The 12,529-nt window shown below is 41.7% G+C and carries 13 protein-coding genes; 6 read left to right on the forward strand and 7 right to left on the reverse strand.

Translation table 11 applies throughout. The features are described from left to right. Positions 1–108: 108 nt before the first annotated feature. The 6 genes from HXT40_RS05235 to asnB form a co-directional block, all read right to left on the reverse strand. Entirely contained in the window at positions 109–948 is an 840-nt protein-coding gene (locus HXT40_RS05235; RefSeq protein ID WP_004110398.1) for a ParA family protein, read from the reverse strand. 48 nt (positions 949–996) lie between these two features. Next, a complete protein-coding gene (gene xerD / locus HXT40_RS05240) occupies positions 997–1,956 on the reverse strand; it encodes a site-specific tyrosine recombinase XerD (protein WP_410310179.1) in 960 nt (319 codons plus the stop codon). A gap of 94 nt (positions 1,957–2,050) precedes the next feature. Continuing rightward, positions 2,051–2,434 carry a 50S ribosomal protein L20 gene (gene rplT, locus HXT40_RS05245; RefSeq protein ID WP_004105106.1) on the reverse strand — a complete coding sequence of 128 codons (384 nt, stop codon included), beginning with the start codon at positions 2,432–2,434 and terminating at the stop codon, positions 2,051–2,053. Positions 2,435–2,502: 68 nt separating this feature from the next. After that, entirely contained in the window at positions 2,503–2,697 is a 195-nt protein-coding gene (rpmI, locus tag HXT40_RS05250; protein ID WP_004128670.1) for a 50S ribosomal protein L35, read from the reverse strand. Continuing rightward, on the reverse strand, positions 2,678–3,439 hold the full coding sequence (gene infC, locus HXT40_RS05255; RefSeq protein WP_410310422.1) for a translation initiation factor IF-3: 762 nt from the start codon (positions 3,437–3,439) through the stop codon (positions 2,678–2,680). Before infC ends, rpmI begins: the two co-directional genes overlap by 20 nt. Positions 3,440–3,668: 229 nt before the next feature. Next, positions 3,669–5,555, reverse strand: coding sequence for an asparagine synthase (glutamine-hydrolyzing) (gene asnB / locus HXT40_RS05260; protein ID WP_064621386.1), 1,887 nt, complete (start codon positions 5,553–5,555; stop codon positions 3,669–3,671). A 299-nt stretch (positions 5,556–5,854) separates the two neighbouring features. On the opposite strand from asnB, the gene HXT40_RS05265 reads away from it, so the two are divergent. From HXT40_RS05265 to HXT40_RS05280, 4 genes are all read left to right on the forward strand, one after another. Further along, positions 5,855–6,652 carry a thiamine diphosphokinase gene (locus HXT40_RS05265; protein WP_410310423.1) on the forward strand — a complete coding sequence of 266 codons (798 nt, stop codon included), beginning with the start codon at positions 5,855–5,857 and terminating at the stop codon, positions 6,650–6,652. Between the two features lie 370 nt (positions 6,653–7,022). Beyond that, positions 7,023–8,078, forward strand: coding sequence for a type I glyceraldehyde-3-phosphate dehydrogenase (gene gap / locus HXT40_RS05270; protein ID WP_004573912.1), 1,056 nt, complete (start codon positions 7,023–7,025; stop codon positions 8,076–8,078). 168 nt (positions 8,079–8,246) lie between these two features. Further along, positions 8,247–8,747: a Cys-tRNA(Pro) deacylase gene (gene ybaK / locus HXT40_RS05275; RefSeq protein WP_004105119.1), complete on the forward strand. Its 501-nt coding sequence runs from the start codon at positions 8,247–8,249 to the stop codon at positions 8,745–8,747. Between the two features lie 137 nt (positions 8,748–8,884). After that, on the forward strand, positions 8,885–8,959 hold the full coding sequence (locus HXT40_RS05280; RefSeq protein ID WP_369803150.1) for a 50S ribosomal protein bL37: 75 nt from the start codon (positions 8,885–8,887) through the stop codon (positions 8,957–8,959). A gap of 68 nt (positions 8,960–9,027) precedes the next feature. On the opposite strand, the gene HXT40_RS05285 is transcribed toward HXT40_RS05280, so the two are convergent. After that, positions 9,028–9,705, reverse strand: a complete 678-nt coding sequence (locus HXT40_RS05285; RefSeq protein WP_410310180.1) for a sigma-70 family RNA polymerase sigma factor — start codon at positions 9,703–9,705, stop codon at positions 9,028–9,030. Positions 9,706–9,854: 149 nt separating this feature from the next. On the opposite strand from HXT40_RS05285, the gene HXT40_RS05290 reads away from it, so the two are divergent. Beyond that, entirely contained in the window at positions 9,855–10,634 is a 780-nt protein-coding gene (locus HXT40_RS05290) for an exonuclease domain-containing protein (RefSeq protein WP_101885954.1), read from the forward strand. Positions 10,635–10,659: 25 nt separating this feature from the next. Continuing rightward, a complete protein-coding gene (locus tag HXT40_RS05295) occupies positions 10,660–12,456 on the forward strand; it encodes a UDP-N-acetylmuramoyl-L-alanyl-D-glutamate--2,6-diaminopimelate ligase (RefSeq protein ID WP_410310181.1) in 1,797 nt (598 codons plus the stop codon). Positions 12,457–12,529: the final 73 nt, after the last annotated feature.

Genomic DNA, 12,529 nt, shown 5'->3' on the forward strand with positions numbered 1-12,529 from the left:
TATATACATTATTGACAAGCACCCAAATAGGTAAACTGCCAAACCGCACCGATTTTACTAGTGAGCGCAGACAGCTTTTAATCCACACTAACGCAGAACAACAAGAACTTACGCAACAACACCTTTAGCAATAAGCTCACGCGCAACTTCGCGGTACTCTTTTGCAGTCTTGTGTTCAGGAGCAAAAATAGTGATAGGAACTGCAGCAACTGTAGAATCTGGCAGCTTAATAGAACGCGAAATCACAGAGTGCAAAACGCGATCTTGGAAAGCTTCATAAATGCGCTGCAACACTTCCTCACTATGAAGTGTGCGAGTGTACATAGTGACAAGAACTCCAAATACTTTAAGATTTGGATTAATACGAGATTGTACCTTCTCAATTGATTGCATAAGAAGAGCCACGCCTCGAAGAGCAAAAAACTCTGCAGCAAGTGGAATAATCACACCATCAGCTGCCGTTAACGCGTTTACAGTAAGCAAGCCGAGAGAAGGCTGACAATCGACTATAATAACATCGTATTCGTCGCGCACTTTGCGCAATACACCTGCTAATATTTGCTCTCGTCCTACTTCAGTTACTAACTGAACTTCAGCTGCAGATAAATCAATATTTGCAGGAATAATATCAATATTTTCTGTTTCAGTATGACGAATTACGTCGTGAACGTCTACAGACGAATCAAATAATGCCGTATAAACTGTATTATCAAGCGCATTTGCGTTAATTCCAAGTCCAACTGTTGCTGCACCTTGCGGATCGAAATCAACAATCAAAACGCGACGACCATACTGACTTAGTGCGCCAGCAATATTAATGGAGCTTGTAGTTTTACCAACTCCACCTTTCTGGTTGCACATTGCAATAATGCGAGCAGGACCATGTGAAGTTAACGGCTCTGGTGCATGAAAAGTTTCGTATTCGCGTCCAAGTAAATCAGTAGGCATGTTCCCCACTTTATCAACAGGTATACTCACGAAACTCTGAGCATAAAATTATTTAGCTCGAGGATGGCTCATTACGTAAGCTTCAACTAATGCGTCGGGACTAATATGCGTATAAATTTGCGTAGTTGTTACGGAAGCGTGACCAAGAAGCTCTTGAACTGTGCGCACATCAGCACCACCTGCAATAAGATGCGTTGCAAGAGAATGCCGTAGCGTATGCGGATGCAATGGTTTGTCAAGTTTTGCACGCTCGCCAGCTTGCGTTACTATTTCCCATGCTGATTGGCGAGAAAGTGCATTACCTCTTTTATTTAAGAAAATTGTGTGCAATTCATGCTTACCCTTTAACGCTAATTCTGGGCGAGATTTCCCCATATAGTTACGAAGAGCACGAACAGCACACCCACCAATCGGGACTAAACGCTGCTTAGAGCCTTTACCAGTAAGTTTTACAACAGACTCATTTAAATCAATATCTTCGAATTTTACGCCAACTGCTTCCGAAATTCGCGCTCCAGTAGCGTATAAAAACTCAAGAAGCGCAGTATCTCTAATCGAAATAGCATCGGAACTTCCAAAATTTCCTGCAGTTTCAATAACTCTATTTACTTCTTCAATACTTAAAACATCCGGCAAATACTCGGCTTGTTTTGGAGCTTTTACTTGCGCTGAAACGTCAGCTTGTATGTCACCATGAGCAAGCATAAAGCGATGCCACTCGTGAATACTTGCAAGTCGACGCGCAACTGTCCTAGTCCCCAACCCTAATTCATTCAAAGTTCGAATGTATGATTCAATATCTAATTGAGAAATAGTAGCAATATCTTTTATTTTTCGTTCGTTGTAAAGCCAGCATGTGTAATCTTGCAAATCTGAAGCGTATGCAGATACTGTTTTTTTAGAAAGACCACGCTCAATATCAATATGCGCAATAAAGCGTTGAATATGAAGTGCAAACTCTTCAGGAATATTATTTTTCCTATTGTCAGAATCAAGATTTGAACGCATAAAAATAATTATAGCTAATAAGTAAATTTGTTGATTTAAAAGAAAAAGCCCACCTAAATTGGTGGGCTTAAAATAGAACTCTATTAAAGCAAAATCAGGCTTCAACTGGAGCGTTTACATCAGCTGGCAATGCAGCCTTAGCAGCTTCGACAACAGCCTTGAAAGCTTCAATATCGGAAACTGCGAGCTCAGCAAGAGCGCGACGATCCAATTCGATGCCTGCCAAGTGCAAGCCCTGAATGAAGCGATTGTAAGTGATGCCTTCAGCGCGAACTGCTGCGTTAATGCGCTGAATCCACAACTTGCGGAAATCACCCTTGCGAGCCTTGCGGTCGCGGAAGTTATAAGTAAATGAGTGGAGCAGCTGTTCCTTTGCCTTGCGATAAAGACGGGAGCGCTGACCGCGGTAGCCAGAAGCCCTCTCAAGAACAACGCGACGCTTCTTGTGAGCGTTTACTGCGCGCTTTACTCGTGCCATAAGTATTCCTCAGCTTTCTTAAAAATTTTCGATTGCGTATTCGTTTACGAGCAATTCTTACTTGTTACTTACTTAACGAGCAAGCCCTTAAGCTTCTTGCTCTGCGCAGTAGCCAATACTTTATCTTCAGAAAGAGCACGACGCTTACGAGCCGACTTGTGCTCCAAGTTGTGGCGCATGGCGCTACCATCGTGCATCACCTTACCGGTACCGGTAAGACGAACGCGCTTGGACGCTGCGGAATTAGTTTTCATCTTCGGCATTGCTGCCCTCCTTATGATGTTGATCGGATTGCATAGCATTTACTGCAGCTGCAGCTTGTGACTGAACCTCTTGCTTAGCTGCAAGACGAGCAGCCTGACGAGCTTGACGCTCAGCGCGAGATTCAGCGCCACGACGACGCTGCTCAGACTGTGTATGAATTTTCTTGCCTTTTGGAGCAAGAGTCATAATAATATTTCGACCTTCTTGCTTTGGCGCAAACTCTACTGTGCCACTTTCAGAGACCTCATCTGCAAGTCGGCGCAACAATTCAACGCCACCAACCGGACGAGATTGCTCACGGCCACGCAACATAATAGTTACTTTTACCTTGTCTCCGCCATTCAAGAAACGAAGTACATGACCTTTCTTCACATCGAAATCATGATCGTCGATCTTGAGACGGAAACGAATTTCCTTAACCTCTGCGACGGTCTGATTACGACGTGCTTCACGAGCCTTAATCTTTTCGTTGTACTTGTACTTACCGTAGTCAATAAGCTTGGCTACTGGAGGCTTAGCAGTAGGTGCAACTTCGACAAGATCGAGGTTAGCTTCCCTTGCAAGGTTTAACGCGACAGAGGTTGCGATAACTCCCACTTGCTCGCCCTTTGGACCAATAAGGCGCACCTGAGGGACTCGAATTTCCTCGTTAATGCGTGGTTCGTCGCTAATGATGACTCCAATCCTTCTAAATACTTGTAAGATGTAATACACCAAGAAGTCCAAGAGCTTAGGATTCACCACTTCATATCAATAAAACGCTATATAACAGCGCAGCAAGCAGCACAAGAGCTAACTTGCGTGACCGAAGTCATGAACCCGAAACCACAGTAGGCTTCCAGGTGGGGACATCCCACTTTCTTGATTACTCAAGCCGAATATTCATTTTACTAGAAGCCTTGACAAAAAAGCAACCAACACACGAAACGTGTTTTGACTGCCACAAATCAAAGCTAGAACTATGCGATTTCTACGCTAACTGCATTGGCTCAGGCTTCAATCCATCATGATTAAAGTACACATCATACCAAGTCAGGAATGTGTAAACTGTCCAAATCTTACGACGATCGTCATTTCTCTTTGCATAATTATCGTCAATCATACGAAGTAAAGCATCTCTATCGAAGAATTTAGCAGCATCGTCACTTTCAAACGTCTTACGCACAATCTTATAAAAACGTTCCTCGCGCAACCAATCCTTAACTGGCACAGGGAAACCAAGCTTTTCTCTGTCATACCAAGCTTTTGGCAAATGACGGGACGCAGCTTGTCGGAAAGCAAACTTCGTATTTTCGTCAGTAATTAAATATTTAGTAGGAACTTTTTCTGCAACATCCATGAGCACGCGATCAAGCAAAGGCACGCGAAGCTCCAAAGAATGAGCCATAGTCATTTTATCTGCCTTAAGCAAAATATCTCCTGGCATCCATTGATGCATATCAAGATATTGCTTTTTCTTCACTTCAGAAAGTCCCTTACCAGCAATTCTATTGTAAATAGCATCAACAATGCTGCGAACGCTAGGACCCTTGCGATACTCAGGCTTCAAAAGTTTTACAGCATCTTCCTCATTGAAAACCTTTGATTGGCCGATAAAATGCTCCTCAGCTGGAGCCAAATTAGCGTACAAGTGCCACGCTCCATGGAAATGCTTACCCTTTGCAGCTCGACCAATCGCGTAACGTAACTTTTTTGGCAACTTTGCAAGCATGCGAGTCACAACTTTAATAAGTTTAGAACGCGTATGAACACCATAATCAATGTATCCTGCAAATAATTCATCTGCTCCCTCACCGCTTAGCACAACGCGTAAATCTTGCGAAGCTAATTTTGCAAGGAAGAATAATGGGACGCAAGAGAAGTTAGAATCAGGTTCGTCCAAATACCACTGAATTTGTGGGAAATAACGGAATGCGTCAGCGGCGTCAATAATTTCAGATTTATTGTTTAAGCCAATAATTTTTGCCAATTCGCTTGCTTGTTTGGATTCATTGTATCTTCCACCGGCAAAACCAATAGAATATGTGTGTTCAGGGCGTGCAACAGCGGCAACATAACTTGAATCAACTCCAGAAGAAAGGAACGAACCAACTTCAACATCCGCAATTTGGTGAGCTTGAACAGAATCACAAACTGTTTTATCAATAGAATCAACTAATTCATTCAAGCGTTGCTTTGTTTCTTTGAAATTAGGATCATAATATTGCTCAATCTTCATTTCGCCATTCTTATACGTAAAGCAATTACCTTCACGAAGCTTAAAAACGCCTTTGAAGAAAGTTTCGTTAATTGCAGGATATTGGAATGTCATAAACGGCTTAAGCGCATTTTCGTTAAGTTCCTTCTTAAAATCTGGATGGCGCAGTAAAGATTTAATTTCGGATCCGTACATAAAAGTACCGTTCATTTGCGCATAATAAAAAGGCTTAATACCGAAATGGTCGCGAGCGCCAAACAATTCTTGAGTACTCTTGTTCCAAATAACAAATGCAAACATTCCGCGTAAACGATTAAGTAAGCCTTTACCCCACTCTTCGTATCCGTGCACTAATACTTCTGTATCGCAATCAGTGTGGAAAGTGTGACCAGCTTTAATAAGTTCTTCGCGAAGTGGCTTGTAGTTATAAATCTCGCCATTAAAAGTAACTGCAAGATTCCCATCCTCGTTGTACATAGGTTGGGATCCACCGTGAAGATCTATAATGCTAAGTCGACGAAAACCAAGTGCTGCGTGTTCGTCAATCATAGTTCCATACTCGTCAGGACCACGATGCGCAATCACATCTGTCATATCTTTTACAATTTGGCTTTTGACGTTAATTGGGGTGTCATTAATGAACCCTGCAATTCCGCACATTTATTTCTCCTCGTAGAATATACAACACAGCATTACGTTAGTCTACTAGCAAATAATTAACGAAAATCCATAATAACTTGGAAAATCTAACTTGCCATGCAATATTACACCAAGCACTTTATGTTAAGCGAGTATTAGTCTAAAAATTCCTGTATTTGCCGGAATAAAAGCAATAAAATACGCTAAAACCAAATCCAAAAAATGGCATAAAACATAGTCAAATGTTGGTTAACACTACGCTTATAAACTCTTGTTATAAATGTATGTCATCAGTACAAATGCAGCGTTATTATGTTGCTATGGAACCTTTGCAACGCTGCGTAGTATTAGCAGCAGGAGATTATTACGATCATACGCGTGAGCATGTGCCAGATCGCGCTTTAACAATTGCAGCTGATGGAGGCTGGGATCATGCATGTAAATTAGGTTTGCATGTGGATGCGCTCATCGGCGATTTTGACTCTGTTAGATTAAAGCTCCCTACTGATGCAGTTATTACTAGATTGCCTGCAGAAAAAGATGATCCGGACTTACTTTCTGCGTTGAAAGTCGGTTGGGCTAAAGGCTCTCGAGAATTTCATATTTTCGGAGGATTAGGTGGTCGAGTTGACCATACTATTTCTAATATTCAACTTATGGTTCGTTTAGCGCGTCGCGGTGGAATTGGATTCTTGTACGGCGACGGTCAAATTGTTACAGCAATACATGATGGATCTCTTGATTTTCCAGCATCATCTGGAAATGATTTGCGCATAGTTTCCGTTTTTTCTCATACTCCAGTTTCTAATGATGTAAATGAAGTTGGATTAAAGTATCAGCTTAAACACGCAACCATGCATGGAGATGCAGTACAAGGTTTAAGTAACGAATTATTAAATGATACGCCGGCTCATATTGATGTTCATGAAGGAACACTTATTGTAACCTTCCCTATTAACGCTCCATTGCCACAAGTGAGCTGGTTTAGAAGACCAATTGGAGATTTAGGCGAAGTTGATGCTTCTATATCGGAAGCATTAGCAGTTCCTCTTGAAAGTGAGACTACTCCAACATATTCGACTACTGCAGCTGCTGAAGCAATGACGTATAACGAATAGCGCAAACTTTAGTTTGCACAAATGGCTGACGAGGATCTTTTACTTGAAAACTCGTCAGCCTTTTTCTTTTTAAAATTACACGCGTTGTTCAATTGAACAATATTGATTCGTAAAATGTTATACAAAAACGCAACTGGAAACTATCAAAAAATTCACAAAAACACTCATAAAACACAGCATGTTAACGCTCACTGTTCTCACAATGCACAATTGCAATAAAAGTGAGCTATATTACAACTCTTCGTACATACCGCACACTAAAATGAACACCGTTAATTCAAATAACGATGACCTAAATGCGTGAGTTTTCATCGCGAAAATAGCGCGGCTTAAAACGTTGCGCACGAGGTCTCACTCAAGGGAGAACCACATGACAGTCAAGATTGGTATTAATGGTTTCGGTCGTATCGGTCGTCTCGCATTCCGTCGTATTTTTGAGCTTCAAGCTCGCGGCGGTCAAGCAGGTGACATCGAAGTCGCAGCCATCAACGATCTGACCACCCCTTCGATGCTCGCCTACTTGCTCAAGTATGACAGCACCCACGGCACATTCCGCCACGATGACGGCACCCCAGTTGAGGTAACCTCCACCGAAGACGCAATCGTTGTAGATGGCAAGACTTATAAGGTTTACGCCGAAAAAGACGCAAATAACATTCCATGGGTTAAGAACGATGGCGTTGAATTCGTTCTCGAATGCACCGGTTTCTACACTTCTGCAGAAAAGTCCCAGGCTCACTTGAACGCAGGCGCTAAGAAGGTTCTTATTTCTGCTCCTGCTAAGGACGAAACCACTCCAACAGTTGTGTTCGGTGTTAACCACGAAATCTTGAAAGCTTCTGACAACATTGTTTCCGCTGGTTCTTGCACCACCAACTCCATGGCCGCAATGGTGAAGTTGCTTCAAGATAACTGGGGAATCAAGTCCGGCTTCATGACCACAATTCACGCCTACACCGGCACTCAGATGATTCTCGACGGCCCACGCGGCTCCAAGCCACGCAACAACCGTTCCGCAGCTTGCAACACCATTGAGCACTCCACCGGCGCTGCTAAGGCAATCGGCAAGGTTGTGCCAGAAGTTAACGGCAAGCTCCAGGGTCACGCACAGCGCATTCAAGTTCCAGACGGCTCTGTTACCGAGTTGACTACTGTTCTTGAGAAGCCAGCAACCACTGAAGAAATTAACGACGCTTTCAAGAAGGCTTTCGAAAACTGCGAGTACTTCGGTTACAATGCAGACAGCATCGTGTCTTCTGACATCATCGGCGACACCCACGGTGGCGTTTTCGATCCAACTCAGACCGACGTGAACACTGTTGACGGTGTAACTTTGGCTCGTACCGTTACCTTCTACGACAACGAGTACGGCTTCACCTCCAACATGATTCGCACCCTTCTTTACTTCGCTGAAATCTCCGAGTAATTTCGCTAAGCATCAATCAGCAATAGCTGGTTGTGCGAATATTTAATATATCAAAAACCCCTTGTGCTGCTTTCTAAGCTACACAAGGGGTTTATATGTTAAGTCAACAGTCGGTATAGCATATCATGTAACAGAATTTGATGGCTGAGTATAAGGCACGGTAACAAAATGAGTAAAAAACATGCAGAAACCGGAAAAGCAACTCCTGCTATTGCGCAACTCGAAAACGCAGGCATCACCTTCCGCATAGCGCAATACGAGCATGACGCTGATCACATGGACGACGGCTACGGAATTGAGGCTGCTGAGAAGCTAGGCGTAAGCGCAGCTCAAGTTTGCAAAACTCTTATGGTTGACACTGGTGAAAAGCGAGTGGTTGGAATTGTTCCAGTAAACGGACGTCTCAATATGAAAGCAATTGCAGGAGCCGTACACGCAAAGAAAGCAAGTATGACAAGCCCAGAAGTTGCGCAACGAGAAAGCGGCTACGTAGTTGGCGGAATTTCACCATTCGGACAAAAAACGCATCATGAAACAGTACTAGATAGTAGCGTAATGCAATTTGATGAGATTCTTGTTTCTGGAGGAAAACGAGGATTGGACGTAGTTCTTAATCCTCAAGATATCGTAACATTATTAAACGCAACTGTAGCTGATATAGCAGCATAAGCAACATAAGCTTTATCACTGCAAATATTGCTACCAACAAGTGATTGCTCGCACGAGATTAGTACGTTTACAAATATAACGTCTTGGCAACGTGCGATAATCCCTAAGGTTGTTCATTAATCGTTAAGGAGTGCATTATGGGTATGCGTGGCCGCAAGCGCAAGGCGCGTCGTAAAAAAGCAGCGAATCATGGCAAAAGACCAAATGCTTAAGCTATAAATTCGCTTATACATACTGTAAAGCCCACGTCAATCGTGGGCTTTTTCGTTTTAACATACTTTTATTCACTAGAATAATCAGAAAGCTCACGTTTAAGTTGCATGCGAGCGCGGTTAAGTCTGCTCATAACAGTTCCTATTTTTACGCCTTCTTCTTGGGCAATTTGTTTATAAGATTTACCTCGAATAGCGACTTCAATAAAAACTTTTCTACGCTCAGGCGGCAACTTACTAAGCGCAGCAATAATCTCTTGTGGAGCAAACCCTTCTAAATATTCTTGTTCAGCAGAAAGCATCCCTTTTGCGCAATGATTAGAAGCCTCATAGATATCCCAATCATTGTAGTCGCCAGTTTCATCGTTAGCACGTTTAGGGCTTCGTTTTGCTTTCGCGTACTGATTAAAATACAAATTTCGTTCAATCCTGTTAATCCAGGCAGCAAAATTTGTGCCAGGCTGAAAAGTTTCAAAAGATTTAAGAGCACGCTCAAAAGTATCTTGCACTAAATCTTGCGCATCCTGCGCATTTTGCGTAAGACGCATAGCTTGAGTGTACAAAGGATCAACGCAAGTAGATACAAGTTGTTCAAATCTTTTGCGTCGACTTTCCATTGCAGAACTTTGCTTAGTATCTACTAAACGATCACTAAATAAGCGAGCATTACAATTTTTTGCACTTTGTTTTTTAGCTCTTACGCTTTTAGAGCACATAACATTTGTCTTCTCGATTTGCTCACTCATATAGTCAATAATACTTTTACTTTGCACATATAGCTACTAATTTGTCGTGTTGCATAGTGTAGCGCAGCGCGAGATGATAACACATCGCAGCACAATAATGCAGCGCGGCATAGTGTGACATTGCGTGACATTGCGGTAGTATTGTGACTATGCCAACTCATATTCAAGAATTGTTAAATGCTTTAGATTTAGCACCTAAGCAAGCTGAGAATACATTACTTGCTGAATCATGGTTACTTGGTTTCGACACTGAAACTACAGGTGCAAATATTGGTAAAGATGCCATTGTTTCTGCAACTCTAGTATTACGCAATCCTGAACTAGCTCACGATGGAGATGTGGTATCAACTTGGTTAATTAACCCTCATCAGCCTATGAATCCTAAGGCAAGCGAAGTAAATGGTTTCACAGACGAATACCTTCAAGAACACGGCGGAGAGCCTGAAGAAGAACTTGAATTCCTTGCACGCGCAGTAAGCATGGCTCAAGCTAAGAATATTCCACTACTTGCTTATAACGCTCCATTTGATATTGCAATGTTACGTCACGACTTGAAGCGTTGGCATCTTACTGCGCTAGAAGAACGCGCAACTTGTTCAATACATGCACTAAACGCTAATGACATTCTTACTGTTGATCCTCTTGTTATCGATAGAGCTGTTTCTAGAAGATCCGGCAAGCGTACTCTCACTATTACATCTCAATTTTATGGAGTTGAACCAATCGGAGATTTCCACGATGCTACAGCAGACACAGTTGCAGCTCTTGATTTGATTGCTCCAATGAGCAAACTATATGAGTCAGTAAGTTGCATGAGGCTGAATACTATGATGGATTGGCAGCGCGAAGCTTATATTAATTGGCGAGATAGCTTCAATCAATGGCTGCAATCTCACGGACGTGAGCCTATTACTGGAACATGGCTATAAAACATTTGGCGAAAAGAAGTAAATTATGATCATGCATAACACGTTGTCACTAGCAAACGCAAGTGAAATTTTGCAACACTATGGTTTGTTACGCGAAATGATTCAATATTGTAAAGCAGAAGATACTAATAGTGCTAATACTAAAGAAAAAACTGTAGACTCTACTCATTCTCGCAATGAAATATGGTCTTTAAATCCGTATTATTTCCCAAATATTGATGCAGATGAGTGCTTTACTAACGCAACTTACGATACTCGCGATATTACACCTGGGACACTTCTGTTTATTAAAGGCAATTTTCAGTCGGAATATCTTTTAAATGCAGACAACAAAGGACTTGCTGCATATGTTGCTGAACAAAGCTACGCACAATACACAAAAGCTGTTGGTTTAATTGTTACGGATGCTAAAAAAGCAATGAGCGTGCTTGCAGCAGCATTCTTTGGAAATCCACAAGAAAAACTCACTATTGTTGGAATTACTGGAACTAAAGGCAAAACAACTACAGCCTACTTTACTCACGCTATTCTAAACTCCCATTCGCACGGTAAAGCAGCACTGTTTTCTTCAGTAGATAATTGCGTAGACGGAAAAAATTACGTTGAATCTAATTTAACTACTCCTGAAAGTTTTGATGCTTTCAAAATGATGCGCGAAGCTGTAGATAACGGCATGAAGTATCTTGTTATGGAAGTTTCTTCACAAGCTTATAAGGTGAATCGCGTATATGGTCTTAAATTCGATGTTGCAGCATTCTTAAACATTAGCCCAGACCACATTAGCCCTATTGAACACCCAACTTTTGAAGATTACTTGTATTGCAAACGACAAATTATTGCAAATACTAAGCGTTTAGTACTAAATTCTGATACAGATCACGCAGATCTTCTTTTACAAGATGCAGAACGCAACAATGTGCTCGTAACAACTTTTGCTCGCATTAAAAAAGATGAAATAGAAAGCGACGCTTGCGAAAATGACAATTTCGATGATATTGACGACGATCGCATAAATTATTGCGCTCCTGCTAACGATGATGACTACACAGAATTACTTACTCCTGACTACATTGCAATGCCAGTAGAAAATAGTGAATCACATTGCATCGCTATGCGAGACTCAAGCGAAGACGACGACTATGAAGATAACGACTACGAAGAAGACGTGCACTACTGCCCTATTGACGAATTCGCATTGTCTATTGCAGGAGATTTTAACTACGAAAATGCTTTAGCTGCAATCGCTATTGCAGGAGAATTGGGAATTAATCAAGATACTGATTTACACGCATTACACGCTATTGAGAACGTGAAAATTTCTGGACGCATGGAAGTTTTCAAAGACACGCACTCAAATATGATTGCAGTTGTCGACTATGCGCATAACTACATTTCTACAAAATCAGTTCTTGACTTTGTAGAAGAGCGCTACGGCAAATTTAATCCTCGAATTACGCTAATAACTGGTTCCACAGGAGATAAAGCTGTCGACCGTCGTAAAGAAATTGTTGAAGCAGCGCAAAACCGCATAGAACAGTTTATTTTCACTACTGAAGATACTGATACTGAAGACGTAATGCATATTTGCGAGGATATGCAAAGTTATGTTACGGACCCAAATGTTTCTTCACGCATTATTATCGACAGAGCTGAAGCAATAGAATACGCTTACAACGATGCTGCAAACAGCGAACAAAAAAATGGAAGATTAAACATTCTTCTTGCTATTGGTAAGGGCGATGAACGTTGGATTAAAAACAAACGAAAGCATGTGCCGTATGAGGGTGATTCATTCGTAATAAAGCGTCTTTTTGGTCTGTAATACGCTTATGCGAAAGTATGAAAATATACGAATAAAATAAACGCAATTACTACATAAACTAAATAACAAGCTA

Origin of the sequence: Gardnerella sp. DNF01180P, from assembly GCF_049244205.1 — a bacterium.
In the GTDB taxonomy this organism is placed as follows: domain Bacteria; phylum Actinomycetota; class Actinomycetes; order Actinomycetales; family Bifidobacteriaceae; genus Bifidobacterium; species Bifidobacterium swidsinskii.